This window comes from Roseibium suaedae (genome assembly GCF_900142725.1).
Lineage (GTDB): Bacteria > Pseudomonadota > Alphaproteobacteria > Rhizobiales > Stappiaceae > Roseibium > Roseibium suaedae.
In genome coordinates this window covers 688,973-713,658 of sequence record NZ_FRBW01000001.1, presented here as the reverse complement: position 1 = coordinate 713,658, position 24,686 = coordinate 688,973, and the positions used below count along the sequence as shown (strand labels likewise).

The 24,686-nt window shown below is 60.6% G+C and carries 26 protein-coding genes; 6 read left to right on the top strand and 20 right to left on the bottom strand.

Features of this window, described 5'->3' with window-relative positions; genetic code table 11:
- Positions 1 to 42: 42 nt before the first annotated feature.
- Positions 43 to 951 carry a protein-disulfide reductase DsbD domain-containing protein gene (locus tag BUA94_RS03210; RefSeq protein ID WP_084081676.1) on the top strand — a complete coding sequence of 303 codons (909 nt, stop codon included), beginning with the start codon at positions 43 to 45 and terminating at the stop codon, positions 949 to 951.
- A gap of 130 nt (positions 952 to 1,081) precedes the next feature.
- Positions 1,082 to 1,564, top strand: a complete 483-nt coding sequence (locus BUA94_RS03205; RefSeq protein WP_073008714.1) for a peroxiredoxin — start codon at positions 1,082 to 1,084, stop codon at positions 1,562 to 1,564.
- Positions 1,565 to 1,638: 74 nt separating this feature from the next.
- On the opposite strand, the gene BUA94_RS03200 is transcribed toward BUA94_RS03205, so the two are convergent.
- From BUA94_RS03200 to coxB, 8 genes are all read right to left on the bottom strand, one after another.
- Positions 1,639 to 2,421, bottom strand: a complete 783-nt coding sequence (locus BUA94_RS03200; RefSeq protein ID WP_073008711.1) for an SURF1 family protein — start codon at positions 2,419 to 2,421, stop codon at positions 1,639 to 1,641.
- Positions 2,422 to 2,470: 49 nt separating this feature from the next.
- Positions 2,471 to 2,869 carry a DUF983 domain-containing protein gene (locus BUA94_RS03195; protein WP_073008708.1) on the bottom strand — a complete coding sequence of 133 codons (399 nt, stop codon included), beginning with the start codon at positions 2,867 to 2,869 and terminating at the stop codon, positions 2,471 to 2,473.
- Positions 2,870 to 2,987: 118 nt separating this feature from the next.
- Positions 2,988 to 3,860, bottom strand: a complete 873-nt coding sequence (locus BUA94_RS03190; RefSeq protein ID WP_073010785.1) for a cytochrome c oxidase subunit 3 — start codon at positions 3,858 to 3,860, stop codon at positions 2,988 to 2,990.
- Positions 3,861 to 3,911: 51 nt separating this feature from the next.
- Positions 3,912 to 4,526 carry a cytochrome c oxidase assembly protein gene (locus BUA94_RS03185; protein WP_073008705.1) on the bottom strand — a complete coding sequence of 205 codons (615 nt, stop codon included), beginning with the start codon at positions 4,524 to 4,526 and terminating at the stop codon, positions 3,912 to 3,914.
- A 13-nt stretch (positions 4,527 to 4,539) separates the two neighbouring features.
- On the bottom strand, positions 4,540 to 4,701 hold the full coding sequence (locus BUA94_RS23495) for a hypothetical protein (protein ID WP_175557984.1): 162 nt from the start codon (positions 4,699 to 4,701) through the stop codon (positions 4,540 to 4,542).
- Positions 4,702 to 4,706: 5 nt separating this feature from the next.
- The gene (locus BUA94_RS03180) at positions 4,707 to 5,642 is read right to left on the bottom strand and encodes a heme o synthase (RefSeq protein WP_073008702.1); all 936 of its coding nucleotides are present in this window, start codon (positions 5,640 to 5,642) and stop codon (positions 4,707 to 4,709) included.
- 140 nt (positions 5,643 to 5,782) lie between these two features.
- Positions 5,783 to 7,378 (bottom strand): cytochrome c oxidase subunit I, encoded by a 1,596-nt coding sequence (gene ctaD / locus BUA94_RS03175; protein WP_073008699.1) that lies wholly within the window; start codon positions 7,376 to 7,378, stop codon positions 5,783 to 5,785.
- Positions 7,379 to 7,466: 88 nt separating this feature from the next.
- Positions 7,467 to 8,351, bottom strand: coding sequence for a cytochrome c oxidase subunit II (gene coxB / locus BUA94_RS03170; RefSeq protein ID WP_073010783.1), 885 nt, complete (start codon positions 8,349 to 8,351; stop codon positions 7,467 to 7,469).
- 568 nt (positions 8,352 to 8,919) lie between these two features.
- Here coxB and BUA94_RS03165 point away from each other — a divergent pair.
- Positions 8,920 to 9,417 carry an invasion associated locus B family protein gene (locus BUA94_RS03165; protein WP_073008696.1) on the top strand — a complete coding sequence of 166 codons (498 nt, stop codon included), beginning with the start codon at positions 8,920 to 8,922 and terminating at the stop codon, positions 9,415 to 9,417.
- Between the two features lie 114 nt (positions 9,418 to 9,531).
- Here BUA94_RS03165 and BUA94_RS03160 read toward each other — a convergent pair whose 3' ends face one another.
- The 3 genes from BUA94_RS03160 to tldD form a co-directional block, all read right to left on the bottom strand.
- Positions 9,532 to 11,304, bottom strand: a complete 1,773-nt coding sequence (locus tag BUA94_RS03160; RefSeq protein WP_073008693.1) for a monovalent cation:proton antiporter-2 (CPA2) family protein — start codon at positions 11,302 to 11,304, stop codon at positions 9,532 to 9,534.
- Between the two features lie 129 nt (positions 11,305 to 11,433).
- Positions 11,434 to 12,054 (bottom strand): HAD-IA family hydrolase, encoded by a 621-nt coding sequence (locus BUA94_RS03155; protein ID WP_073008690.1) that lies wholly within the window; start codon positions 12,052 to 12,054, stop codon positions 11,434 to 11,436.
- Positions 12,051 to 13,475 carry a metalloprotease TldD gene (tldD, locus tag BUA94_RS03150; protein ID WP_073008687.1) on the bottom strand — a complete coding sequence of 475 codons (1,425 nt, stop codon included), beginning with the start codon at positions 13,473 to 13,475 and terminating at the stop codon, positions 12,051 to 12,053. Before tldD ends, BUA94_RS03155 begins: the two co-directional genes overlap by 4 nt.
- A gap of 317 nt (positions 13,476 to 13,792) precedes the next feature.
- Between tldD and BUA94_RS03145 the strand changes: the two genes are divergently transcribed.
- A complete protein-coding gene (locus BUA94_RS03145; protein ID WP_073008684.1) occupies positions 13,793 to 14,014 on the top strand; it encodes a DUF2093 domain-containing protein in 222 nt (73 codons plus the stop codon).
- A 38-nt stretch (positions 14,015 to 14,052) separates the two neighbouring features.
- On the opposite strand, the gene lpxK is transcribed toward BUA94_RS03145, so the two are convergent.
- From lpxK to BUA94_RS03115, 6 genes are read right to left on the bottom strand one after another with little or no spacing between them, the layout of a single operon-like run.
- The gene (lpxK, locus tag BUA94_RS03140) at positions 14,053 to 15,078 is read right to left on the bottom strand and encodes a tetraacyldisaccharide 4'-kinase (RefSeq protein WP_073008682.1); all 1,026 of its coding nucleotides are present in this window, start codon (positions 15,076 to 15,078) and stop codon (positions 14,053 to 14,055) included.
- On the bottom strand, positions 15,075 to 16,421 hold the full coding sequence (locus BUA94_RS03135) for a 3-deoxy-D-manno-octulosonic acid transferase (protein WP_208979953.1): 1,347 nt from the start codon (positions 16,419 to 16,421) through the stop codon (positions 15,075 to 15,077). Before BUA94_RS03135 ends, lpxK begins: the two co-directional genes overlap by 4 nt.
- Complete coding sequence (locus tag BUA94_RS03130) at positions 16,372 to 17,070, bottom strand: lysophospholipid acyltransferase family protein (protein ID WP_073008679.1); 699 nt, start codon at positions 17,068 to 17,070, stop codon at positions 16,372 to 16,374. The genes BUA94_RS03135 and BUA94_RS03130 overlap by 50 nt, the downstream gene beginning before the upstream one ends.
- Positions 17,071 to 17,096: 26 nt before the next feature.
- The gene (locus BUA94_RS03125; RefSeq protein ID WP_073008673.1) at positions 17,097 to 17,336 is read right to left on the bottom strand and encodes a DUF4170 domain-containing protein; all 240 of its coding nucleotides are present in this window, start codon (positions 17,334 to 17,336) and stop codon (positions 17,097 to 17,099) included.
- A gap of 41 nt (positions 17,337 to 17,377) precedes the next feature.
- Positions 17,378 to 18,178 (bottom strand): 3'(2'),5'-bisphosphate nucleotidase CysQ, encoded by an 801-nt coding sequence (locus BUA94_RS03120; RefSeq protein ID WP_073008670.1) that lies wholly within the window; start codon positions 18,176 to 18,178, stop codon positions 17,378 to 17,380.
- Positions 18,165 to 19,508 carry a TldD/PmbA family protein gene (locus BUA94_RS03115; protein WP_073008667.1) on the bottom strand — a complete coding sequence of 448 codons (1,344 nt, stop codon included), beginning with the start codon at positions 19,506 to 19,508 and terminating at the stop codon, positions 18,165 to 18,167. The genes BUA94_RS03120 and BUA94_RS03115 overlap by 14 nt, the downstream gene beginning before the upstream one ends.
- Positions 19,509 to 19,853: 345 nt before the next feature.
- Here BUA94_RS03115 and BUA94_RS03110 point away from each other — a divergent pair, with 345 nt between their 5' ends.
- Positions 19,854 to 20,354, top strand: coding sequence for a DUF6101 family protein (locus tag BUA94_RS03110; protein WP_073008664.1), 501 nt, complete (start codon positions 19,854 to 19,856; stop codon positions 20,352 to 20,354).
- A 23-nt stretch (positions 20,355 to 20,377) separates the two neighbouring features.
- Here BUA94_RS03110 and ubiA read toward each other — a convergent pair whose 3' ends face one another.
- From ubiA to BUA94_RS03095, 3 genes are all read right to left on the bottom strand, one after another.
- A complete protein-coding gene (gene ubiA / locus BUA94_RS03105) occupies positions 20,378 to 21,322 on the bottom strand; it encodes a 4-hydroxybenzoate octaprenyltransferase (protein ID WP_073010776.1) in 945 nt (314 codons plus the stop codon).
- Positions 21,323 to 21,372: 50 nt separating this feature from the next.
- Positions 21,373 to 22,650, bottom strand: a complete 1,278-nt coding sequence (locus BUA94_RS03100) for a GGDEF domain-containing protein (RefSeq protein WP_073008661.1) — start codon at positions 22,648 to 22,650, stop codon at positions 21,373 to 21,375.
- Between the two features lie 73 nt (positions 22,651 to 22,723).
- Positions 22,724 to 23,191 (bottom strand): hypothetical protein, encoded by a 468-nt coding sequence (locus BUA94_RS03095; protein WP_073008658.1) that lies wholly within the window; start codon positions 23,189 to 23,191, stop codon positions 22,724 to 22,726.
- A 125-nt stretch (positions 23,192 to 23,316) separates the two neighbouring features.
- Between BUA94_RS03095 and purD the strand changes: the two genes are divergently transcribed.
- Entirely contained in the window at positions 23,317 to 24,591 is a 1,275-nt protein-coding gene (gene purD / locus BUA94_RS03090) for a phosphoribosylamine--glycine ligase (RefSeq protein WP_073008654.1), read from the top strand.
- Positions 24,592 to 24,686: the final 95 nt, after the last annotated feature.

The following is a 24,686-nucleotide window of genomic DNA, read 5'->3' as shown; positions in this document are numbered from 1 at the left end:
CGTAACGTGTTTTTTCACAGTTCATGCGCTACGTGTCATTTCATGATGAACCGTTCAAACCGCCGCCAGACCTGCTTCACGCTCAGCGCCCGGAAAGGCGCTTCGGCACGACATGCGCTATTTGGGGCCTCGCTTGCCCTTCCGCTTGCAGTCCTTCCTGCAGGTGCGCGAGCGGAGACGTCCGAATGGGTGAACGTTCATGGCGGCGCAGTGCGCCTGATCTCGGAAGGCGGCACCCAGACCGGCCTCTATTCCGCGGGTCTCGAATTCTCCATGGAACCAGGCTGGCACACCTATTGGCGCAATCCGGGAGAAGCCGGCATTCCGCCGATCCTGACGACGGACGGCTCCAAGAACCTTGCCGTGTTCAAGGTCGGCTTTCCCGTTCCCGAACGGCACGACGACGGGTTCAGCACCACGCTTATCTACAAGGAGCAGATCGTGCTGCCCCTGGACGTGGCTGCAGGGGTTACGAACGAACCGGTGGAACTGCATGTGCAGGTCGCCTTCGGGATCTGCAATGACATCTGCGTCCCCGGAGAAGCAACCCTGTCCATGGTTCTGGAACCGGACAACCCTGCCGACAGGACGTCCAGTCTCTTGATCGAGCGGGACAAGAAGGCCGTTCCGCAGGTCGTTGCCCCCGAGCAGTCGAGCATCGTCTCCGTCGAGCGCCTCGGCACCGAGACACCTGCCCTGCTGGAGGTTTCCGCCAAAGTCACCTCGAGCAACCCGGCGGACCTTGATCTCTTCGCGGACGGTCCGGAAGGTTCCTATGTGGGTGTGCCGGTCTTCGAAAAGCTCGAGAATGGCGAGGCGACCTGGAAGGTCAGCCTCAGGGGGCTCAAGCCCAAGGAGGATGGCTCCGAACTGATGCTGGTGCTGAAGGACGGTGCAAAGGCCGAGGAAAGCTGGCACCCGGTTGCCAGGGATCTTCTGGAAGGCGGCTGATCCTCGACGCGCCACGACCTGCACCTTTGCCCCTTCTCGCAAATTACCCTCGACGCGCAGCCCGTTTGATCCTATCTCCTAAGTGAAACCCCTCACGATTTTCGGGTGACGGGTAGTTTGGAGCAATGGCATGACCATCAAGGTTGGTGATCGTCTTCCCGAGGCGACCTTCAAGATCAAGACGGCTGACGGGCCGGCAGAACTCAGCACCGATGATCTCTTCAAGGGCAAGACTGTCGTGCTTTTCGGCGTGCCGGGTGCATTCACCCCGACCTGCCACATGAACCACCTGCCGGGCTTCATCGAGCATGGCGACACGATCAAGTCCAAGGGCGTCGACACCATTGCCGTGCTTGCTGCCAACGACCTGTTCGTGATGGACGCCTGGGCCAAGTCGACCAATGCCAAGGGCATCGAATTCCTGTCCGATCCGTCTGCTGACTTCATCAAGGCGCTTGGCCTTGCTCTCGACGCCCCAATCTTCGGCCACACCCGTTCCCAGCGTTTCGCGCTGATCGCCAAGGACGGCGTCGTGAGCTTTGTCAGCGTTGAAGAGACCCCGGGCACTGCAACCGCCACCGGCGCTGCAGCCATTCTGGAAGCCCTCGCCTGAGCGGCATCAAAGAATGCTCTCCGCAGAATTCGAACGGGGGCCTCGGCCCCCGTTTTCATTTCTTGAGGTTGGTATCAGGCCTGATCCCGCCCCTTGCGCCAAAGGCTGACTGCATAGGCGAGATAGACCCCCACAAGCGTTGCAGCCAGACCGAACCAGGTCAGTGCGTAGCCAAGGTGGTCATTCTTGAACTGAACGATGGTTTCGCCTGCCTGCGGCAATCCATCCTCGCCCGTGAATTGGGCATCCAGATCTATGCTGTAGGCGGCCAACTCGCCTTGACCGTTGCCCATCACATCGGCCATGTCGTCCGTGTCACGGGCAAACCAGATCCGCTTGGTCTTGTCGGCTGCAGGCGTTGTCCAGTTGGGCTTTTCAGATCTGCGCAGAAGGCCGGTAAGCGTCTGCACGCCTTCGGGGACCGTCTCGACGCGCTCGACATCGGCAGCTGCAAGGCCCTGGGGAACAAAGCCACGATTGACCATCACCCGCCAGCCCCCGGTGGTCATGAACGGGCTGTAGACGAGATAGCCAGGCCCCTCTAGCCGCCCCTTCGCATCAGAGAGGGAGGTGTAGTAATAGGCGTTGCCTCCCATGTACTGGCCGGTGACTTCCACATGCCGGTAGTCAACAAATTCCAGCTCGGCCTCTTTGACATAACTGCTCGGGCCTGGCGCAGGCACGGCGGGCTTCACCACATCTGCGGAAACATGAGCGATCAGGGCTTCTTTCCAGGCCAACCTGTCGACCTGCCACATGCCCAGATTGAGCAGGATGACCAGTCCGATCCCGGTTGCAATCGTCGGGAAGAGAAGCTGGCGCAGGAGGCCTTGCTGCCGCGGCTGGGACTTGGTCACGTCTTGGTACTCGATCTGGCTTTCAGGGCCACATGGCCCACGTCATTGTTTATTGGTCTGGACCGGTTCCGCCGTTGTCCAGTTTGCCTTCTTCGGCGTTGTGACGGTACTGGAGCGCGATCAGAAGTCCCTTCAGAGGCCGCATGATCCCGGCGCCCAGGATGACCGTGAGCGGCAGCCAGAGCAGCATATGCACCCAGATCGGCGGCTGATAGGTCAACTCAACCGCAAGCGCCAGGCCTACGACCACAAACCCCACCAGCATGATGATGAAGGCAGCAGGGCCATCGCCGCTGTCGGCAAAGCTGAAATCCAGCCCGCAATTGGAGCAGTTCGGCCGGACCGTAAGATAGCCCTTGAACAGCCGGCCCTCGCCGCAGCGGGGACAATGGCCGGAAAGTCCCGAGGAAACCGGATTGACCGGAGCGAAGTGAGCCTTGTCGGACATGCCAGCCTTTCCGGCGCCCTGCGCCTGAAGGTGAGGGAGCAATGCGCCCCTGAAAGCAGAAACGCCCGACCCGGTGATCGGATCGGGCGTTCCAAAGGAGGTTACCCTCTCATCTGGATCAGTGAGCGGCCGGTGTGCCAGCGCCCCAGATGTAGATGGAGACGAAGAGGAAGAGCCAGACAACGTCCACGAAGTGCCAGTACCAGGCAGCGGCTTCGAAACCGAAGTGCTGTTCCTTGGTGAAATGGCCAGCGAGGGCGCGGAACAGGCAGACAGCCAGGAAGATGGTGCCGACGATTACGTGGAAGCCGTGGAAACCGGTCGCCATGAAGAAGGTCGCACCATAGATGTTGCCGTCGAAGGTGAAGGCAGCATGGCTGTACTCGTAGCCCTGGCAGATGGTGAAGATCACGCCGAGGATCACGGTCAGGGTGAGACCCCACTTCAGACCATCGCGGTCATCATGCAGCAGAGCGTGGTGTGCCCAGGTAACCGTCGTGCCGGAGCACAGCAGGATCAGGGTGTTGAGCAGCGGCAGGTGCCACGGATCAAACGTCTCGATGCCTGCCGGCGGCCAGTGACCGCCAGTGACTTCCGCACGGGCGTACTGAATGGCTTCGCCGCTGAACAGGGATGCATCGAAATAGGCCCAGAACCAGGCCACGAAGAACATCACTTCCGAAGCGATGAACAGGATCATGCCGTAGCGCAGGTGCAGAGACACGACGCGGGTGTGATAGCCCTGCTGTGCTTCCTTAATGGTATCGCGCCACCAGGAGAACATGACGAAGAGAACGATTGCCAGGCCCAGGAAGAACAGGCCCTTGCCGCCAAGGTCCGCGCCCAGAACGATGAAATCGTTTCCGCCGTGCGAACGCATGAAACCGACGGCGCCAATCGCCAGGATCAGAGCGCCAACAGACGCCAGGAACGGCCACGGACTGGGATCGACCAGGTGGTAGTCGTGATTTTTGGTATGTGCCTCAGCCATCGGCATGCTCCCCAAACACAAAGATATCCTCTGCCTTATGCGGCATCGGGGTCATAGTTTCGTTTCGGCAGCGGGCTCTTGCGCCCGCGCCGCGACAGGTTTTTCCGGCGTTTCTGCCGGGAAGAAGGTGTAGGACAGGGTGATCTCGCGAACGTTCTTCAGTTCCGGGTCATTGTCCATGTCCGGGTCGACGAAGAAGATGACCGGCATCTCCACCATTTCCCCCGGTTCCAGCGCCTGCTCGGTGAAGCAGAAACACTGCAGCTTGTTGAAATAGGCACCGGCTTCAAGCGGCGTGACGTTGAACACCGACGTGCCCACCGTCTTCTGCGAACCCTGGTTGACGGCCACATAATTCATCTGGGCCGTCTCGCCCATCTTGATCTTGATCTCACGGTGCTCCGGCTTGAAGGACCAGGGCAGCGTATGATTGACGTTGCCGTCGAAGCGGACAGTCACAACGCGGTCGATTACCCGGTCGCTGGCCTGCTCGGCCACCTGAGTGGTGCCGCCAAACCCGGTCGCCCGGCAGAAAAGGTTGTACAGCGGCACGGCCGCATAAGCAGCGCCGATCATGGAGACGAAAAGACACGTGCAGGCAATGGCAACCTTCCTGTTGCTATTGCCACCCTGCGGCTTGCCGTTCTGATCGTTCTGGTCGGTCATTTCTTCCTCTGCCTTACAGCGGCCGGCTCATGATTTGCGGTCCCATCTTCACGATGGTCACCACATAAAACAGCAGCACAAGCGCGCCAAGCGTCAGGGCGATGGCCACAGACCGGGCACGGCGGCGCTTGGCCTGTTCCTCGGTCAGCTTGATGCCCTTTTCTTCGCCAGTCATGAAACTCACAGACCCATTACGAGGCTTTCGGCCAAAAGCAGCGCGAAAAGCATGAAAAGATAGAAGATGGAGAAGGAGAAGAGACGGATGGTCGCCTTTCGAGCCGCATCCCCTTCACGCACGCGCCAGACCTGGAAGGCCAGCCCGAGGAACACCAGACCGAGAACCGCGGAGGCAACACCGTAGAAGCTTCCGGCGAAGCCGAGCATCCAAGGGGAAACCCCGAGCGGCGCGAGAAGCACCGAATAACCGAGGATCTGGTTGCGGGTGGAGGTCTCACCGGCCACGACCGGCATCATCGGAACGCCTGCAGCCTTGTAGTCACCGCACTTGAACAGGGCCAGGGCCCAGAAGTGGGGCGGGGTCCAGATGAAGATGATCAGGAACAGCACGAAGCTTTCGATGCTGACATTGCCCGTGACCGCTGCCCAGCCGATCATCGGAGGGAAGGCACCAGCCGCACCGCCGATCACGATGTTCTGCGGCGTCGAGCGCTTCAGCCACATGGTGTAGACGATCACATAGAAGAAGATCGTGAAGGCCAGGAAGGCACCGGCGAACCAGTTCACCAGCAGGCCAAGCGTGACCACGGAGCCGATCGACAGCGTGATGCCGAAAGCAAACGCCTCTTCGCGCGACACCTTGCCGGCCGGGATCGGCCGCTTCTGGGTGCGCGACATGATGCGGTCGATGTCGGAATCGTACCACATGTTCAGGGCACCGGAGGCTCCGGCGCCAATGGCAATGCACAGGAGCGCGACAACGCCCAGCACGGGATGGATATGTCCCGGGGCCAGCATCATGCCGACGAAGGCCGTGAAGATCACCAGCGACATGACACGCGGCTTGAGGAGGGCGATGTAATCGCCGACCGAGCCCATTCCGCCAGACCAGGCGAGGCTCTCCGTATCAATCAGATCCTGGCGCTCAACGAGCGACATGGGCGCGTCCTTCAAAACTTGTTCTTGTTTTCCAAGAGCGGGCCGCTTCCGGTCTTCCGTCTCTTGCTGAAGGACACCGCGCCGCATCCGGCGCGGTGTCTGTTCTTTTCGCGTTCAGCAGGCAGTCCGCCTGCCCTGCCTTACTTGATGCGCGGCAGGGTTTCGAACTGGTGGAACGGCGGCGGGGAGGACAGGGTCCATTCCAGCGTCGTTGCGCCTTCACCCCACGGATTGTTGCCGACAACGCGCTTCTTCATGAAGGCTTCGACGATACCGAAGAGGAACACCAGAACTGCGAAGGCGGAAATGTACGATCCGATGGAGGAGACGTAGTTCCAGCCAGCAAAGGCATCCGGGTAATCCGCATAGCGGCGCGGCATGCCGTTCAGGCCCAGGAAGTGCTGCGGGAAGAACACCAGGTTCACGCCGATGAAGGTGATCCAGAAGTGAGCCTTACCGATCGTCTCGTTGTACATGTAACCGAACATTTTCGGGAACCAGTAGTACCAGGCCGCGAAGATCGCGAACACGGCGCCGAGCGACAGAACGTAGTGGAAGTGGGCAACCACGTAGTAGGTGTCATGCAGCGAACGGTCGAGACCAGCGTTTGCCAGCTGCACCCCGGTCACACCGCCAACGGTGAACAGGAAGATGAAGCCGATTGCCCAGACCATCGGAGTGCGGAACGTGAGGGAACCGCCCCACATCGTTGCAATCCACGAGAAGATCTTCACGCCCGTCGGAACCGCGATCACCATGGTGGCGGCAACGAAGTAAGCCTGGGTCTCGGAAGACATACCGACCGTGTACATGTGGTGCGCCCACACGATGAAGCCGACGACGCCGATGGCGACCATGGCGTAGGCCATGCCCAGGTAGCCGAAAATCGGCTTGCGGGAGAAGGTGGAAATGATGTGGCTGATGATCCCGAAGCCTGGGAGGATCAGGATATACACTTCCGGGTGGCCAAAGAACCAGAACAGATGCTGGAACAGGATCGGGTCCCCGCCGCCTGCCGGGTCGAAGAAGGTTGTGCCGAAGTTACGGTCGGTCAACAGCATGGTGATGGCGCCTGCCAGAACCGGCAGGGACAGCAGCAGCAGGAACGCTGTGATCAGCACGGACCAGGCGAACAGCGGCATCTTGTGCAGGGTCATGCCCGGCGCACGCATGTTGAAGATGGTCGTGATGAAGTTGATCGCGCCAAGGATCGACGAGGCACCAGCCACGTGCAGGGACAGGATCGCCAGATCCATCGCAGGACCAGGCTGACCAACCGTGGACAGCGGCGGGTAGATGGTCCAGCCACCGGCAACACCGGTGCCACCTGCTTCACCGTCAACGAAGAGCGTGAGGATCAGCAGAATGAAAGCCGGCGGAAGCAGCCAGAAGGAGATGTTGTTCATGCGCGGGAATGCCATGTCCGGCGCACCGATCATGATCGGCACGAAGTAGTTGGCATAACCGCCGATCATGGCCGGCATGACCATGAAGAAGATCATGATCAGACCATGGGACGTCGTGAAGACGTTGAACATGGTCGGATTGGAGAAAAACTGCAGGCCCGGCTCCATGAGCTCCATACGGATACCCACGCTGAGCGCGCCGCCGACGATCCCTGCGAAAATCGCAAAGAACAGGTACAGAATTCCAATGTCTTTGTGGTTGGTCGAGTAGACCCAGCGGCGCCATCCTGTCGGATGACCGTGTCCCGCATGTGCATCGGTCGCAGCCATTTTGTGCTCCCTCGTTACGTCCGACTGGCGCAGCGCCCGGGCCTTATCAAGCCCCGGCGCGCGCCCTTAATCTGATGAACCGGCGCCGTTACTTGGCGGCGACGGTGATTTCTTCGATGCTGCGCGCAGCGGTCTTCTTGGTGGCCGCGATGGAAGCCAAGAGCTGCTTGTTCGCACCATCAAGGTCGTCCTTTGCAGCGGCTGCCCACTGCTCGAACTGCTCCTTGGAGACGACACGGATCGCGATCGGCATGAAAGCGTGGTTCTTGCCGCAAAGCTCCGAACACTGGCCGTAGTAGACGCCCTGCTCACGTGCATGGAACCAGGTTTCGTTCAGACGGCCCGGAACTGCATCCACCTTCACGCCGAAGGACGGCATCGCGAAGGAGTGGATCACGTCTGCTGCGGTCACCTGCACGCGGACAGTGGTGTCGACCGGGATGACCAGGTCATTGTCCACGGAAAGCAGGCGCGGCACTTCATTCAGGGTGACACCGCGTTCTGCAGCGACCGATTCACGGTCTGCGTCGGTAACCATGTAGGAATCAAAGGAGATGCCACCCATGTTCTCGTCGGTGTACTCGTAACCCCAATACCACTGGAAGCCGGTGGCCTTCACGGTCATGTCGTACTGCGGAATGTCCAGTTCCTTGAACAGGAGACGGAAGGACGGAACAGCAATCACGACCAGGATCAGGATCGGCGCGATGGTCCAGACAACTTCGATCATCGTGTTGTGGGACGTGCGCGACGGAACCGGATTGGCCTTTGCGTTGAACTTGACCACCACGAGGATCAGCAGTGCCAGCACGAAAACCGTGACGACTGCAATAATCCAGAAAGTGAAGTGGTTGAACCAGGTGATGTCGTCCATCACATCAGTGACAGACTTCTGGAAACCAAGCTGCCATGGCTTGATCCCAGCTTCCTCGGCAACAGCCGCGGTGGATACCCCGGCCATGACGGCCGCCATCGCGACCAGATTGATGAGACGCTTGAAGATGCCCTTCACGTCCGCGCTCCCTTCCCTCAACCGCCACACTTTGGCGGCGCACGCATGCATATTCTTGGAGCGTGGCCGCTCCAGAACCATTTCAAGCCCCGCCGGAATGTGTTTCCCACGGGGCATGCCTCCGCCCTGCCACAAAGGCAGGCCGGTTTTTCGCCATGATACTCACAATCGCGGCATGTGCGCGACGGAGCCCATGGTCTAAGCGACAATCTGCCGCATCCGACTCCGAAGGCCCTTAACGGGCACAAAAACCACAAGAAACGCCTGCCTGCAATGGTCTTGCCATTTTTTCGCCCGACGAGACCTGCTTCATCAACTTGATCAGGATCAAAGACAGAGGGTTTTCAGTCGAAAAATCCACGATCCCATATGCATTTCCACGGCCGGGCTGGTCAGAAGCCAGCGCATGCGGCAATGTTAACCCTGAGATTTGAAGCCGATTCGCGCCTGTGGACTGGTTATCGCGCCGCAAGGCTGCAGCCGGAACAGGACGTGACAGGAGGACCCCTTGCTGCGCCGTTTGTCATCGTTGGGAACAGCCCTAGCCCTTATTGCCGGAATCACTCTGGTTCCGCTCAGCCCTCTCCCCGCCCTGGCTCAGGGTGAAGTCAAAGCCACCCATGGCGACTGGCAGATGCGCTGCGATACCCCTCCGGGAGCGGCCAGCGAGCAATGCGCCCTGATCCAGAACGTGACGGCGGAAGACCGGGAAAACGTCGGCCTTTCCGTGATCATCCTGAAGACGGCCGACAAGCAGGCCCGTATCCTGCGCGTTCTGGCGCCGCTGGGTGTACTGCTGCCGTCCGGCCTTGGCCTTCGTGTGGACAATGCGGACATCGGCCGCGCCGGTTTCGTGCGCTGCCTGCCCAACGGCTGCATCGCCGAGGTCATTCTGGAAGACCAGCTTATCAGCAAGATGAAGTCCGGATCCCAGGCAACTTTCATCATCTTCCAGACACCGGAAGAGGGAATCGGCATTCCGATCTCTCTGAAGGGCTTCTCGGCAGGCTTTGACGCCCTGCCCTGATCAGGACCGTCGCTCGAGAATCAGAACAGCCCGGCAAGATCCTTGCCGGGCTGTTTTCGTTTCTGGACTTAGGAGTTTCAGTGTGGTCCAGACACTGCCTCTAAGCCTTGTCTTTTAAGCATTGTCCGGCGCATTGCTGCGCGGGGTCACCCCATGCAGCCGGTCCACACCTGCATAGAGGCCTTCCTGCATTTGGATATCCAGCCGCTCTTTGTCGCGGCGCCGGACATCTTCCTCGATCTGGCTGATACGGTCCTGCGGGATGCCGAGCTGTTCGAGTGCCGCCCTGCCAAAGGCAAGGCTCGACTCGAAAGTCTCGCGGATCTGATAATCCACGCCCTTGCGCGTCAGCTCCAGTGCATGCGCCCTGTCCGTGGCCCGGCAGAACAGCAGCACGCCCGGAAAACCCTCGCGGATCAGATCGATGGACTGCATCATGACCTTGTCATTCTCGATGCACAGGGCAATCAGGGCCGCCTTTCCGGCCCCGGCGGCAGCCAGAACATCCGGACGGGTCGCATCTCCATAATAGACCTTGTAGCCAAGCTTGCGGGCATAGGCGATGCGGTCCGGCCGGTTATCGAGCGCGCGCACTTCCAGACCTTCCGAGGTCAGGATCTGGGCAACTGTCATGCCGAAGCGGCCAAATCCAACAACCAGAACTGTCGGTGTTGCTTCGTCGAAGGTCTCAATGGCCGGGTTTTCAACGCCCCGTGCCTTCAGCCGTTCGGCGATCCAGTCCAGAGCCAGACAAGCAATCGGCGTCATCACCATGGTCAGCATGACGATGGAGCTCAGGATATTCGACACTTCATAGGGCAAGACTGCATTGCCGACCGCCGCGGTAAACAGGACGAAGGCAAACTCCCCGCCTTGCGGCAGGGTTACGGCGATACGCAGAGCATCCTGATTTGAGGAGCCGGTCAGGCGCGCCAGCCCCCACAGGAACAGCCCCTTCACACTCATCACCAGCACGACACCGCCAATCACGACGCCCAGATTGCTCACCAGGACACCAAGGTCAAAGGTCATGCCGACGGCGACGAAAAACAGCCCCATCAGCAGGGACCTGAAGGGCTCGATATCCGCTTCCAGCGTGTGGCGGAAACTCGATTCAGCAAGCAGAACCCCCGCCAGGAAGGCACCAAGCGCCATGGAAAGACCGACAAGATGCATCAGCGCGGCGCTGCCCAGAGCCACCAGCAGGGCGGCTGCCAGCATGATTTCCCGCGCCCGGCTGACGGCCAGAAGCGAGAACAGCGGCGAGGCCAGATAGCGCCCGGCCACAACCACCGTACCGATTGCGCTGATCGTCAGACCTGCTTGATAGAGAAAATCGTGGCTGACACCGCTGCCATCGTCTGGTGCGAGAACCGCAACCATCGCCAGAAGCGGCACGATCGCGATATCCTGAAACAGCAGGATGCCGAAGGCGCGCTGGCCATAGGGCGTCGTCAGCTGGCCGCGCTCCTGAAGGATCTGCACGGCAAAGGCGGTGGAAGACAGGGCAAGGCCGAAGCCCCCGACCAGAGAGACGTTAGGATCAATCCCGATGGCCAGGCCGAAGAGATAGAGGGCAAAGCCGGTCACGAGCACCTGAGCCCCACCAAGCAGGAAAATATCCCGGCGCATACGCCAAAGTTTTTTCGGATCCAGCTCCAGGCCGATCACAAACAGAAGCAGGACAACGCCGATTTCGGCAAACCCCAGGACCCGCTCACCAGAGGTGAAGAGGCCAAGCGCAGAAGGGCCAACAGCGATCCCGGCGGCGAGATAGCCAATCACGGATCCAAGCCCCAGACGCTTGCTCAAGGGCACGGCAACGACAGTCGCCGCCATCAGCAAGATGGCTTCGGTCATGTAAGGGGGGGCGCCTGCGGCGGCCATGGGCTCTCCTGACGGTCCAAATTGGAATGCTATCCGGCAGATTAACCGGATTTCCCCTGCAAAACCTTAAGTTTGCAGGAAAGGACAGCGAGGCCCTAGCACGCATCGGACAGTCAGAACAATCCGGGTTTACCCCGGGTTGAACCCGCACTTGCGCAAGAAGGCCGCAAGTTCCGCAGGGGATCTGTAGAGATGGGCGGTCAGGCCCGCCGCCTCGGCACCGATAATGTTCTCGTCCCGGTCATCGACGAACAGGGTTTGACGGGGCTCATGGCCATAATGGGCACAGATGCGCAGGAAGACATCCGGCTCCGGCTTGCGTGCCTTGAAGTCGGCCGAAACGTGAGACTTTTCAGCAAAAATCTCAATCACTTCAGGAGCACAGACCGGGAGCGCCTTCTTCAAAAGCATGCCGTTGTTAGTCAGAAGGGCCACATCGGTCTGTTTTGAAAGGCGGCGGACCATGTCTAATACATCCTTGCGCGGACGCATCATCCGGCGGCGGATATCAGCCCAGGTGTCGAAGTCGATCGGATAGCCGAGCAGGTCCGCGAACTGGGCCAGATAGCCGTCAGCCGTATCCGGCTGCCCTGCCTCGGCAAGGTTTTCATGGGGCCCGCCCCAGACCGCCTCGTGAATCTCGGCCTGAGGTTTCCCGGTCAACTCTTCCAGCAGCTGCAGCCGGACGGGGTGCTCGAAATCATAGAGCACTTCGTCCATGTCGAAGACCGCGAAAGTGTAGCCGGTCATACTGCCGTTCCACCAACCGTCAGGGCATTGATGCGCATGGAAGGCTGACCGACGCCGACAGGCACGCCCTGCCCCTGCTTGCCGCAGGTGCCCATGCCTGGATCGAGCTGCATGTCATTGCCGATCATGGCAACACGGGTCAGCGCATCCGGCCCGTTGCCAATGAGCATCGCGCCCTTGACCGGTTCCCCCACCTTGCCGTCGCGAATGCGGTAAGCCTCGGTGCAGGAGAAAACGAACTTTCCGGAAGTGATATCTACCTGGCCACCGCCAAAATTCACGGCGAAGATGCCATCCTTGACCGAGGCCAGGATTTCTCCCGGCTCCTTGTCGCCGCCAAGCATGATCGTGTTGGTCATGCGCGGCATCGGGATATGGGCGTAGGACTGGCGGCGGCCATTGCCGGTGGGCTCCATCCCCATAAGACGGGCGTTCTGCCGGTCCTGCATATACCCTTTCAGAATGCCGTCCTCGATCAGCACTGTCCGGCAGGCAGGCGTGCCCTCATCATCGACGGTGATCGACCCGCGACGGTCAGGGATTGTTCCGTCGTCGACAATCGTGACACCGGGAGCTGCGACGCGCTGGCCCATGAGCCCTGAGAAGGCCGAGGTTTTCTTGCGGTTGAAATCGCCCTCAAGGCCATGACCGACGGCTTCGTGCAGCAGGATGCCTGGCCAGCCCGGCCCCATGACCACATCGAAGGTGCCCGCAGGTGCAGGAACCGCATCCAGATTGACCAAGGCCTGGCGCAGGGCTTCCTGAACTCCGCCCTGCCAGCAGTCCGGCGTGATAAAGCGCTGGAACCCTTCCCGGCCGCCGCAGCCAAAAGACCCGGATTCCTGCCGGGCATCTGTTCCGGCAATCACGCTGATGCCGAGACGCACCATCGGCCGGACATCGCGGACCAGATGGCCATCGGCCCTAAGAATCTCCACCACCTGCCAGGACCCGGCCAGGGAAGCTGTCACCTGCCGCACCCGCGGGTCCAGATCGCGCGCATAGGCATCGATCTCCTGCAGAAGCTTGACCTTGTCTTCAAAGCTCGGCGCGCCAAGAGGATTTTCGTCCGTATAGAGTTTGACATTTGTTCGGGAGGGGGCCGCAGCATAGCTGCCGGCATGACCGCTCTTCACCGATGCTACAGCGTCGGCAGCCCGCTTCAGCGCCCCTTCCGAGATTTCTCCGGAATGGGCATAGCCTGCCGCCTCGCCCGCCACGGCCCTCAGACCGAACCCCTGTGCGGTGTCGTAATTTGCGCCTTTCAGACGGCCATTGTCGAAGACAAGACCTTCGCTCTGGCGGTATTCCACAAACAACTCGCCATCATCCGCCCCTTGCAAGGCCTCGGCCGTGATCCGGCGGGCAGCCTCCAGGCCAAGGCCCGAAGATTCAATGAGGTCTGTGGTGTGGTCGGTCATGGGATGTCCCGTTCAGAAACTGGCAGTTTGAAGATGCCTAACATAAGCAATGCTGTGGCGATTGCACCCTGTAAACCGGGTTCTCCACCCTTGCCGCGCAACGGTTCCAGCCATTTGCGCGCGGATATGCAGGCTTTTCGGCAGTTTCACCGGACCTGACGATTGACAGATGACCGCTCAGGCGCAAAGAGAGGAAAACCTCCCCAGCCCCGGAAGAAACCGGGTCTGGCTTGCCGGAACCTGCCGCCATGCGTAGGATTGCGTCACTCATTGCCCGCCGCTGGCGAGGCAGCTCATTCCACCGGACCAAAAGACCAATGATGAACCGCTACGAAAATCCCCGCGTTCCGACTGAAGCCCGCATCCGCTATCTGGACGGGGACTATCAGATCGAAGCTCCGGGCACCTTCGTGCGCTGCGCGGTCACCGGCACCACCATTCCCCTTGAAGAGCTGAAATACTGGTCCGTGTCCCGTCAGGAAGCCTATGTGGATGCCTTTGCGGCCTTGAAGCGCTTCAAGGAAGACGGCAAGGCCTGATTGATTGAAGGGCCTATTGGTAGCCCTCCGCCAGACGCTCAGACCGGCTTGAAGGTGCGCTGCCGGATCCGTTCCCGGATCAGGGTCACCAGCCGGTCTTCATCACTGATCCTCATTTCGACCGGCAGCACCTCCGTGCGCGATGTCAGCCAGCGGAAAATCTGGTGCTCGTTGCTGCGAAGCCGTGCCATGTCCTTGGCCGTCGTCACGAGCTGCAGGCCCTTGTCCTCGGCGGTTTTCAGCAGCGACTGGGCTTCGGATTGCGTGAAGGGATGATGGTCCGGAAAGGACCGTGTCTCAGCGACGTCCAGCCCCTCATCCTTCAAGCTGTCGAAGAACTTGCCGGGACGGCCAATCCCCGCGAAAGCCAGAAGCGGACCATTTCTCAGGCTGTCCGGAACACTTGGCTGCAAACGCCCATGCAGGATCGGAAGCCCGCGCCGCGCTGCCATGTGAACGGTCTCATCAGCACCCGCCCCCTCCCCGATGACCGCAAGCACATCGGTGCGGACCACCTGGTCCTTCATCGGTGCCCGCAAGGGACCTGCCGGGAAACACTGGCCATTGCCGACACCCGTCGCCGCATCGACCAGAACAATCGCAAGATCTTTTGCCAGCGCCGGGTTCTGGAACCCATCGTCCATGATCAGGACGTCAATGTCCTGCGCCTGCGCCAAGGCTGCACCTGCCACACGGTCGGCCGAAACGACAACCGGACCGGCTTCGGCAAGAAGCAGAGCCTCGTCGCCGACCGCTTCTGCGTCGTGACGCTCCAGATCCACGACAAGCGGACCGGTTTCCCGTCCACCATAGCCCCGCAGCAGGAAACCTGGCCTGAAGCCCTCATCGGTCAGCCGGTCATAAAGCCGGAGTGAGAACGGCGTCTTGCCTGCCCCACCCAGCACATAGTTGCCAATACACAGGACAGGAATACCTGCCCGGCCGAGGGCTTTGCCCTTCATCCGCTTTGCAGACACACGTCCGTAGATCCAGCCGACCGGCGCCAGCAGGACCGATTGCCAGGACCTGCCCGCACTGAACCAGAAATCAGGAGCCTTCGTCACACACGCCGCCCTCCGCCGCCAAGCCCTATCCTGTCCAGAAAGGGACCCAGCGCGTCAAGCGTTCGTTGCAAAGCACCACGACCACCATCAATGATTTCTTTTGCAGCCACCCGCATGGACTGGCGGCGGGCACGGTCATCGAGCAACTGGGAGATTGCGCCAGCCAGTTCCTCCGGCTCCTCAAGCCGAAGCGAAGCGCCAGCCTCCCAGAGCGACCTGTAGACGGGCCGGGCATTCGGAACTTTCGGGCCGCTGACAATCACCGTGTCCAGAGCAGCAGCCTCGACCGGGTTGTGTCCACCCACATCCGCAAAGGAGCCGCCCAGGAAGGCAACACCGCTTACGCCGTAGAGGAGCCCCATCTCTCCGAGCGTGTCCCCGAGATAGACCTGGGTTTGCGGATCAATCGGCTCTCCAAGGCTCCGCCGGGCAAGGTGCAGTCCTCTTGCCTTCACCATCTCCGCGACCTCATCGGCACGAGCCGGATGGCGCGGGGCAAGCAGAAGCAGCAGATCCGGACGCTCTTCCAGCAGCTTCAGATGAGCCGCGAGCACCGCCTCGTCCTCGCCCGGATGGGTCAGCGCCGCAAGCCAGCGCGGCCGCTCGCCGATCTGACGGTTGATCTCGGCCTGGTCCTCGGCAGGGGCTGCCGGCGGCTCCGCATCGAATTTCAGGTTGCCGGGCACGTCCACCCTGCGGCAGCCAAGAGCCTTGAGCCGCTCGCCATCCGCTTCGCTTTGCGCCAGACAAAGATCAAGACAGCCAAAGACATAGGCTCCGGCAGCAGGAATGAACGACCAGTTGCGGGCAGATTTCGCAGACAACCGGCCATTGATCAGCACAAAGGGAATGCCGCGTTGCTTTACGGCATCAAAGGCTGCGGGCCAGACTTCGGATTCAACGGTCAAGGCCAGATCCGGCGACCAGTGATCCAGGAACCTGCGCAGAAAGACCGGGCTGTCATAGGGGATGAACTGATGCCTTGCCCCTTCCGGCAGCCTCTGGCCGGCAAGTTCTGCGGAGGTGCGCGTTACCGTTGTCAAAAGCACATTTGCGCCGAGGGCAACAAGCTCGTTGATCAAGGGCAGAACCGAATTGGTTTCACCGACGCTGGCAGCATGGATCCAGACGAGCGGGCCTTGCGGGCGGGCTGACCCGGCAATGCCGAACCTTTCGCCGCCGCGCAAGGGATCATCCTTGCCAGAACGGCGGCGCAGAAAATGAACGAGGTGATAGGCAGGCACCGCGAGCCTGGCCAAGGTCAGATAGGCCGAGAGCGCGAGCGGGCGCGCTTCAGCCATCATCTCGGCCGACCAGTTGATAGGCTCTGCGGGTCGTTGCATTGAGACCTGCCTCAACAGCAAGACGGGCCTTTTCCAGCGCCTCGTCATCCGCGTCCGCCGTGACATGGATCAGTTCGCCGAAAGCAATGCCTCCCTTGCCGAACGGCAGGTTGATGCTGGCCTTGTCCCAGGTGTTCAGTTCGATGCTGCGGCTGGTGGCCACCGCAACCGGCAGAATTGGACGGCCTGAGTGCTTGGCAAGCTGGACAATCCCCTGCCCGGCCACGCGCGCAGGCCCCTTGGGAACATCCGCCGTCAGCGCCATGATGTGGCCCTCCTTCAGCGCACGCAGCGCCTCGATGAAGCCGCGCATGCCGCCGCGCTTGTTGATTTGATGTGCCTTCTGGCTGCCGGATGCCCGGATAAGACCGAGCCCAAGCTTGCTTGCAGCGATCGCGTTCACTTCACCATCCGCAGAGCGCGAGATCATGACCTTGGCGCTCCACCCGTCCGGAAGGCCGAAGGGCGTCATAAAGTGTTGCCCGTGCCACATGGCAACAATGACCGGAAGATCGGGCAGAATTTGATCATAGAAACCGGCAGGCTCGATCACGAACCGGTTGGTCCGCCGAACGAGTTTCAAATAGCTTGCCAGAAGTGAGCCAACACCCTTCAAGATGACAGGGTGACGGCCAAAACGCTTGATCATGGATTAGTCCGTATCGCGGGCTGCCTTCAAGCAGCCGTCTCCGGGTCAAGAAGACGATGCATGTGCACGATGAAATAGCGCATGTGAGCGTTGTCGACCGTCGCCTGAGCCTTCGCCTTCCAGGCCTTGTAGGCTTCGGCATAGTTCGGGTAGATGCCGACGATGTCTAGCGCTGCCAGGTCACGGAAAGTCAGGCCTTCCGGGTTGTCCAGTTCACCGCCAAAGACAAGGTGGAGAAGCTGCTTCGGAGTTTCGGCTTCGCTCATATCGCTGATCCTGCTCGTTGCCATTCAATTGTTCGATGGGGTCAACTGACCACGCCCTTCAGCGCTCCGCAGACGGCTGAAATCAGCTGTCCAGGTGCCGCAATCAGGGCCGGATGGCGGGTGGAAGACCGGTTGTAGGAGACGGTCTGCCCATCAAGGTCGGTTAATCTGCCGCCTGCTTCCTGCACCAAAAGATCCGCCGCTGCAAGATCCCAGTCATTGGCATAGGCCCGCGCAGCCGCAACTTCCAGCCTGTTTGCAGCCACCATGGCAATGCGGTAGGCCAGCGACCGGATGCCCGGTTCGGCCTGAAAGCCCATGGCCCGCACCCCCGCATTGGCCGTGACCGAATGCGGGCCGGACAGGCGGGAACCTGCCAGCTTTTCATGGCTGGAGACGCTCATCCGCTTTCCGTTGAGCGTCGCGCCCTGCCCCAGGGTCGCCAGAAACATCTCGCCGCGCACAGGACACAGAAGAGCTGCGGCAACGGGCCGCCCCGCTTCGGCGATTGCGAGGGAGACTGTCCATTCATCCCCCCCGAGCAGAAACGCCCGCGTGCCATCAATCGGATCGACGATGAAGGTCCGTTCGCGGGACAGGCGCTCGGGACTGTCCACAGTCTCTTCCGACAGCCAGCCATAGTCCGGCCGGGCGCTGCGCAGCACCTCGACGAGATGCGCATCAACGGCCATGTCGGCTTCCGACACCGGTGAATTATTGTCCTTGAACCAGCGCCTGGGATCCTGGCCGAAGAAACCCATTGCGACCTCCCCGGCACTGCGGGCCGCCGCTTCAAGCAGGACAAGATCGCGCTGGTTCAGGGGTCCACTAGTCTCCGGCAATGGCAAGCCCCTCGATCATGATCGACGGGGTTGCCGTCGAATAGCGCGCATCCAGATCGCTGGCCGGGACCATCCGGGCAAACATATCAGTCAGATTGCCGGCAATCGTGATCTCGCTGACCGCCTGGACGATCTCGCCATTTTCGAACCAGAAACCGGCAGCACCCCGGGAATAGTCGCCGGTCACGCCATTGACCCCATGCCCGATCAGGTCGCTGACCAGAAGCCCGCTGCCCATGTCCCTCATCATGTCCTCGGGCGACGTTTCGCCCGGCATGAAGGTCAAGTTGGTCGAGCCCGGCGAGGTACCTGCTCCGCCGCGATGGGCGCGGCCATTGGGCCGCAAGCCGAGTTCACGCGCCGTTGCTCCATCCAGGAACCAGTGTTTCAGGATACCGTCTTCGACCATGTTCAGCACTTCCGCGCCCGTGCCTTCGCCATCGAAGGGACGGGTCGCCCCGCCGCGCGGCTTGAACGGATCATCAACGATCCGGATCCCGGCTCCGAAGACTTGCTGGCCCATGCGGTCCTTCAGGAAGCTGGTCTTGCGGGCAATCGACGCTCCATTCACCGCACCGGCAAAATGACTGAGAAGGCTGCGGGCAGCACGAGATTCATAAAGGACATTGGCCGTTCGGGTGGAAATCTTCTTCGGATTGAGGCGGCGCACGGCCCGCTCGCCGGCCCTGCGGCCGATCAGGGCCGGATCTTCCATGTCCTCGAAAAAGGTCTGGGAATCGAAGTCGTAGTCCCGCTCCATGCCCGTGCCTTCACCGGCAACTGCGGTCATGGAGATCCCGTGGCGCGAGCTGAGATAGGAACCGGAAAAGCCATGGCTGGTAACAAGAACGACACCTGCCAGTCTCCAGGACGCGGACGCACCACCAGACTTGGAAACACCAGAGACAGAAAGACCCGCAGCTTCCGCCTCACGGGCACGGTCTGCCAGACGGGCCGCATCCATCTCCGAAGGATCCAGCAATTCCAGTTCGGGAAACCGATTGAGCAGCAGGTCCTGATCCGCAAGCCCGGCAAAGGGGTCTTCGGGTGTGACCCGGGCCATGGCGACCGCACGTTCGGCAAGGGCCGCCGGATCATCAATCCGGTTGGCGGAGACGGATGCGGTCCGGTTGCCGACGAACACCCGCAAGGTGACATCGTCGCCTTCGGCCCTGTCGGTTTCCTCAACCTTGCCATCGCGCACATCAACCGCCAGGGACACGCCGGTTACCGCAACCGCATCGCAGGCATCGGCGCCCGCCTTCCGGGCGGCGTCCACGAGCTGGCCTGCGCGGCGCTCCAGTTCACTCTGGTCGATGATGTCTGCCATGGTGCGTGTCTCTCCTGATGGGAAACCCTGTTTAGGACGATGGCCAAGGGGGAGCAAGCGCAGGCGGACCGCCACCCCCAGCCCTCTTGGTTTCGTAAACGTTACCGCTCGAGTTAGATTTAAGTAACCCTCTTTAAAATCAAACTTTTTTAACCGTATCCGTTAAGTGGATCGCCACTGCCCAGCGCTAGTGTGAGCTCATTCGCGAGACCTAAAAAAACAACCAAGGTCCGACGGAGAGGCAAATTGGGACGTCAAGCATTACAAGACAGGGCTTTTGAGCACGGAACGGAAGTTCAACCACTTCTTGATCCTTCATTACTGCCCAACACTTTCCAAAGCAGGATGCCGGATGCATTCAGCGGCGCCTTTACTGGCGAGCCGGTGGACGTTCATCTGGACCGCACCAGTGTTTCGATCACCCGCCACCAGGCAGGTGCTGAAAACGCCACTGTGGTTCTTCCGGTTCAGTCCTTCTGCGGTGTGATGGTGCAGATCACCCCGGGCTCCACTCCCGGCGCGATCCGGGCAAAGCTGATCCTGAAGCATACTGATCCGCAGCTTTCGGTGCTTCTGGCAGACACAGAACGGGCAGAACAGCTTGCAGCGGCCTGGCCGGCATGGGCCTCCGCTCTCGAACTGCCGATGCTGGTCTGTGATCTGGGCGGCCGGGTCAAGCCAATCGAGGCCTATAGCGCCAATCCAGCAGGTCAGCCTGCGCCGCGCCGCAAGCTGGCGCTGCTCACGGGCCGCCGCCCGCGCTTCCTGGTCCGCCGCCAGCGCGGTGCCAAGGAAGCATCTCTTACCGTTCACCGGGATGAGCGCGAAATCATCGCCCGATCCTGAACCGGACCGGACGATGGAATATCTCAGAAATTCCCGATCAGGGAATCCAGAACGAGACCAATGAAGAGGATCCAGCCGTAGGTCGTGTTGGATCTGAACAGCTTCAGACACTGATCCGGATCATCGATGTCGAGAATGATCGCCTGCCACAACAGGTGAAGGGCACCGATGGCAATGCCGGCAAACGCCGCAGGCCCCGCATCCGCCAGGGTTGCGGCAAGGGCAAACAGGATTGTTGCTGCCGTGTAGAGCAGCAGCATGGCAGGCTTGGTGAAGACACCGAACAGCCGTGCCGTCGACTTCACTCCCACGAGTGCATCGTCTTCCTTGTCCTGATGGGCATAGATCGTGTCATAGCCGATCGTCCAGCAGATCCCACCGATGTATAGCGCGACCGGTGCCCAGCCGAGATGGCCGAAGACGGCCGCCCACCCCATCAGCGCACCCCAGGAGAAAGCCAGCCCAAGGAAGAATTGCGGCCAGTTGGTCACCCGCTTCATGAACGGATAGACGGCAACCGGAGCCAGTGACGCGATCCCGAGCAGGATCGTATAGGTGTTGAACTGCAACAGAACCACCAGACCAATCACCGCCTGAAGAACCAGGAAGATCTTGGCTTGCGTTCTGGACACTTGACCAGCGGGAATGGGACGGGACCGGGTCCGATCGACCTGGGCGTCAATTTCCTCATCCACCAGATCATTGTAGGTGCAGCCAGCCCCGCGCATGGCAACAGCGCCAATCAGGAACAGGGCCAGATGCCAAAGGTTCGGCCCAAGATGCCCGGCCTTGATCGCAGCCAGAGCTGCAGACCACCAGCACGGCCACAACAGCAGCCACCAGCCAATGGGACGCTCCCAGCGGGCCAGCCGCGCATAGGGGCGCGCCCAGGCGGGAAGCCGCGTGTCGACCCAGTGACGCTTGACGGCATCAGCCACAGGGCCCGTGTCTTTTGTTCCGAAAATCATGATCACGGTTTAACGCGCCGGCGCGATGCTTGGCGAGTGTTTTCTAAAACTTAGTTTGAGCTGTTGGGCTCGGATGCCGGGAGGGGGCCGGAGACCTGGTTCCGCCCCTGCCGCTTGGCCTGATACAGGCGCTGATCGGCAATGCTGAAGAGCTCGTCCAGCTGCCGCGCGTCATCCGGAGCGGTCGCAACACCGATGCTCACCGTGACCCGTTCCGGCAGCGTCTCCTCGCTGAAGATCTCGATCTGCCTGCGGATACGTTCAGCCAGCCTCATGGCGGCAGCAGGTGTCAGCGAACAGGCAAGCATCACGAATTCTTCGCCGCCAACCCTGTAGAGACTGTCATCCTGACGGACGTTCTCCTTCAGGAGCTTGCCGACAGCCTTAAGAACCTCATCGCCAGTCTGGTGGCCGAGCCGGTCATTGATGCCCTTGAAGTGATCGATATCGAAAATCAGCATGGACAGAGGCTCACCCGCCTCAAGGCATCCCTTGAGGATATCCGGCCCGAATGCATCGTACCGCCGCCGGTGGAAGGCCCCGGTCAGATGATCCAGGCTCGTGGTCTCCAAAAGGTCCTGATAGCGCTCACGGAAAGTGAGCACCTGAAACACGTCCCGGAAAGATCTGTTGGTGCGCCAGCCCTTCTCGTCATCGAAGAATTTGAGATAGGCAATGAAGAAGCCCGTGTAGATCACAGTCGCGAACATCTTCGCGCCCCAGCCGCCCACAAAGACCTCGAACGGCGCGCCGGAAATCACCCGCAACGCGAGATAGAAGCCTGCCTGGTCGAAGGTCAGCATGACCGCGCCGCAGAACAGGAAACGCCAGCCCAGATGCCGGCCGAAAAGCTGCCCGATCCGCTCATAAAGAACGATGATGCCAACGGAATCCAGGAACAGCAAAATGGTGCCCCAGACCATCAGCCACCCCATCTCATCAACGAACCCGATGTCAGGGACATGTCCGGGGACAACCGACACCGTGTCGTGGTTGCGCAGGATCATAACCAGACCGACGATCAGGAAGTTCCCGATCAACAGGCCATAGATCGGTTGACGCACGACGGCAGCATCTTCACGGATATAAAGCAGCAGGATCATCAACAGCTTGCCGGAAAACATCACCGTCGAACCGGGAGAGATGATGCCGAAGGGAAGTTGAATGTAGAAGACGCTCGCGAGATAGGTCTCGAGAAAGTGCATGACGCCGAGCGCGCACATGAAAACACCGATGCCAATCGCCTTGCGGGCGCGCAGCAGCGACATCATGACGGTGAAGTAAAGTGTCGCCTGAACGACCAGCAGAAAGACATTCGATGAGAGCATGCCTCTCTCTAGCAGCCTTGATGGTTTTGACAAGGCGGTAAACTGCTTGGATTTCAGCCAATTTTGCCCGCCGCTACGGCATCGGATCGAAATCCTGCAAGCAACAGTGGTAGAGCCGCACGCGCTCCACCTTGAAACACTCCTGTTCAAGCAGGTGCGCCAGCTCACTGTCCGGATGCGCCTGCGCATCGACACCCGATATGCCGAAGGAATCCAGATCGATCAGGATTTCCCTGAGAGCCTTCCGGGCAACCGGCCGGCTGTAGAGCCTCTGCCGCAAATAGAAATCGCTGATGACCGCGATCCGGCCAGCCGGCCGGACCGAGTGTCTGAACAGGACGATGACAAAGCCTGCAGGCTCACCAGACAGGTTCAAAAGATAGATGCGTCCAGCCCCCGCATCGACCAGAAGCCGGTTAAAGGCATCCGCTTCTTCCTTCGCCCAGACGGCCGCCTCTGCCGCGAGCGCCTCCTCGGCAAGACTGCGCAGGATACGGCCATGAGCCGGGCCGCCGAGGATCAGGTCAAGATTGGCGCGCATCGGCCCCTCGCCCGCATTGTTCCTTGCCCCCTGTCATGCTAGACCGCCGCTCAAACAGCCTCCTGCCAATCCGGGAGGCATCCGGTCCCCGGCAGCACCTGCCATTACTAGAGAGACTGCGCTTCATGAATATCCTCCTGATCGGCTCCGGAGGCCGCGAACATGCTCTTGGCTGGGCGCTCGCCAACTCCTCCCTCGTCACCGCCATCTATGCTGCCCCCGGCAATGCGGGCATTGCGGATGTCGCGACGCTTGCCGATCTGGACGTTTCCGACCATGCAGCCGTGATTGCCTTCTGCAAAGAAAAGGCAATCGACTATGTGATCGTCGGACCTGAAGTGCCGCTCGTCGATGGTATCGTCGATGATCTGAGCGCAGCCGGCATCAAGGCTTTCGGCCCCAGCAAGGCCGCAGCGCAGTTAGAAGGCTCAAAGGCCTTTACCAAGGGCGTCTGCGACGATGCCAACATTCCGACCGCTGCCTATGGCCGTTTCACCGAGCGCGACGCAGCCCTTGCCTATGTGAAGGCACAGGGCGCTCCGATCGTCATCAAGGCTGACGGCCTTGCTGCGGGCAAAGGCGTGGTCGTGGCCATGACCGAGAAGGAAGCGCTCGACGCTGTCGAAGACTGTTTCAACGGCCAGTTCGGCTCAGCCGGCGCTGAAGTTGTGGTCGAAGAATTCCTGACCGGCGAAGAAGCCAGCTTCTTCGTGCTGGTCGATGGCACCCACTGCCTGCCGCTTGCCACTGCTCAGGACCACAAGCGTGCCTTTGATGGCGATGAAGGCCCCAACACCGGCGGAATGGGCGCCTATTCTCCGGCGCCTGTCATGACCGACGAGATCACCGAACGCACGATGAAGGAAATCATCGAACCGGCGGTCGCCGAAATGGCAAGGCGCGGAATCCCCTTCAAGGGCGTGCTTTTTGCGGGCCTGATGATCTCGGAAGCCGGCCCCAAGCTGATCGAATTCAACACCCGTTTCGGTGATCCGGAATGCCAGGTGCTGATGATGCGCCTCAAGGATGATCTTCTACCCCTCCTGATGGCTTCCACCGACGGGACCCTCGACAAGATCAGTGCCCGCTGGCACGACGAGGTCGCGCTGACCGTTGTCATGGCCGCCGAGGGCTATCCGGGCTCCTATCAGAAAGGCACGGAAATCCGTGGCCTTGAAACTGCCGGAACTGAAGATGGCGTTCAGATCTTCCACGCAGGCACCAAGGCCAGCGATGGCAAGATCCTCGCAAATGGCGGCCGCGTTCTCAACGTCACCGCCCGTGGAAAGACCGTTCGCGAAGCCCGCGACCGGGCCTATGCGGCCATTGCCAAGATCGACTGGCCGGAAGGCTTCTGCCGGTCGGACATTGCCTGGCGCGCCCTTGCCCGCGACGCCTGAGTAAATGACATCGCTCCGGCAGCCCACATCCGGCTGCCGGAGCGATACTCTGGTCGAATTGCGCCTTTGGAATAGACTGTGCCACCTTACCCGGA

What these genes read in the sequence shown, in the direction of transcription:
- tldD (WP_073008687.1), bottom strand. Translation starts at nt 13,475, where the DNA reads ATGACCGACCACACCACAGACCTCATTGAATCTTCGGGCCTTGGCCTG.
- BUA94_RS03195 (WP_073008708.1), bottom strand. Translation starts at nt 2,869, where the DNA reads ATGTCCGACAAGGCTCACTTCGCTCCGGTCAATCCGGTTTCCTCGGGA.
- ubiA (WP_073010776.1), bottom strand. Translation starts at nt 21,322, where the DNA reads ATGATTTTCGGAACAAAAGACACGGGCCCTGTGGCTGATGCCGTCAAG.
- BUA94_RS03205 (WP_073008714.1), top strand. Translation starts at nt 1,082, where the DNA reads ATGACCATCAAGGTTGGTGATCGTCTTCCCGAGGCGACCTTCAAGATC.
- BUA94_RS03180 (WP_073008702.1), bottom strand. Translation starts at nt 5,642, where the DNA reads ATGTCGCTCGTTGAGCGCCAGGATCTGATTGATACGGAGAGCCTCGCC.
- purD (WP_073008654.1), top strand. Translation starts at nt 23,317, where the DNA reads ATGAATATCCTCCTGATCGGCTCCGGAGGCCGCGAACATGCTCTTGGC.
- BUA94_RS03095 (WP_073008658.1), bottom strand. Translation starts at nt 23,191, where the DNA reads ATGCGCGCCAATCTTGACCTGATCCTCGGCGGCCCGGCTCATGGCCGT.
- BUA94_RS03110 (WP_073008664.1), top strand. Translation starts at nt 19,854, where the DNA reads ATGCCGGATGCATTCAGCGGCGCCTTTACTGGCGAGCCGGTGGACGTT.
- BUA94_RS03145 (WP_073008684.1), top strand. Translation starts at nt 13,793, where the DNA reads ATGATGAACCGCTACGAAAATCCCCGCGTTCCGACTGAAGCCCGCATC.
- ctaD (WP_073008699.1), bottom strand. Translation starts at nt 7,378, where the DNA reads ATGGCTGCGACCGATGCACATGCGGGACACGGTCATCCGACAGGATGG.
- BUA94_RS03130 (WP_073008679.1), bottom strand. Translation starts at nt 17,070, where the DNA reads ATGATCAAGCGTTTTGGCCGTCACCCTGTCATCTTGAAGGGTGTTGGC.
- coxB (WP_073010783.1), bottom strand. Translation starts at nt 8,351, where the DNA reads ATGGCGGCCGTCATGGCCGGGGTATCCACCGCGGCTGTTGCCGAGGAA.
- BUA94_RS03155 (WP_073008690.1), bottom strand. Translation starts at nt 12,054, where the DNA reads ATGACCGGCTACACTTTCGCGGTCTTCGACATGGACGAAGTGCTCTAT.
- BUA94_RS23495 (WP_175557984.1), bottom strand. Translation starts at nt 4,701, where the DNA reads ATGACTGGCGAAGAAAAGGGCATCAAGCTGACCGAGGAACAGGCCAAG.
- BUA94_RS03160 (WP_073008693.1), bottom strand. Translation starts at nt 11,304, where the DNA reads ATGGCCGCCGCAGGCGCCCCCCCTTACATGACCGAAGCCATCTTGCTG.
- BUA94_RS03115 (WP_073008667.1), bottom strand. Translation starts at nt 19,508, where the DNA reads ATGGCAGACATCATCGACCAGAGTGAACTGGAGCGCCGCGCAGGCCAG.
- BUA94_RS03125 (WP_073008673.1), bottom strand. Translation starts at nt 17,336, where the DNA reads ATGAGCGAAGCCGAAACTCCGAAGCAGCTTCTCCACCTTGTCTTTGGC.
- BUA94_RS03185 (WP_073008705.1), bottom strand. Translation starts at nt 4,526, where the DNA reads ATGACCGACCAGAACGATCAGAACGGCAAGCCGCAGGGTGGCAATAGC.
- BUA94_RS03100 (WP_073008661.1), bottom strand. Translation starts at nt 22,650, where the DNA reads ATGCTCTCATCGAATGTCTTTCTGCTGGTCGTTCAGGCGACACTTTAC.
- BUA94_RS03210 (WP_084081676.1), top strand. Translation starts at nt 43, where the DNA reads ATGATGAACCGTTCAAACCGCCGCCAGACCTGCTTCACGCTCAGCGCC.
- BUA94_RS03135 (WP_208979953.1), bottom strand. Translation starts at nt 16,421, where the DNA reads ATGCAACGACCCGCAGAGCCTATCAACTGGTCGGCCGAGATGATGGCT.
- BUA94_RS03190 (WP_073010785.1), bottom strand. Translation starts at nt 3,860, where the DNA reads ATGGCTGAGGCACATACCAAAAATCACGACTACCACCTGGTCGATCCC.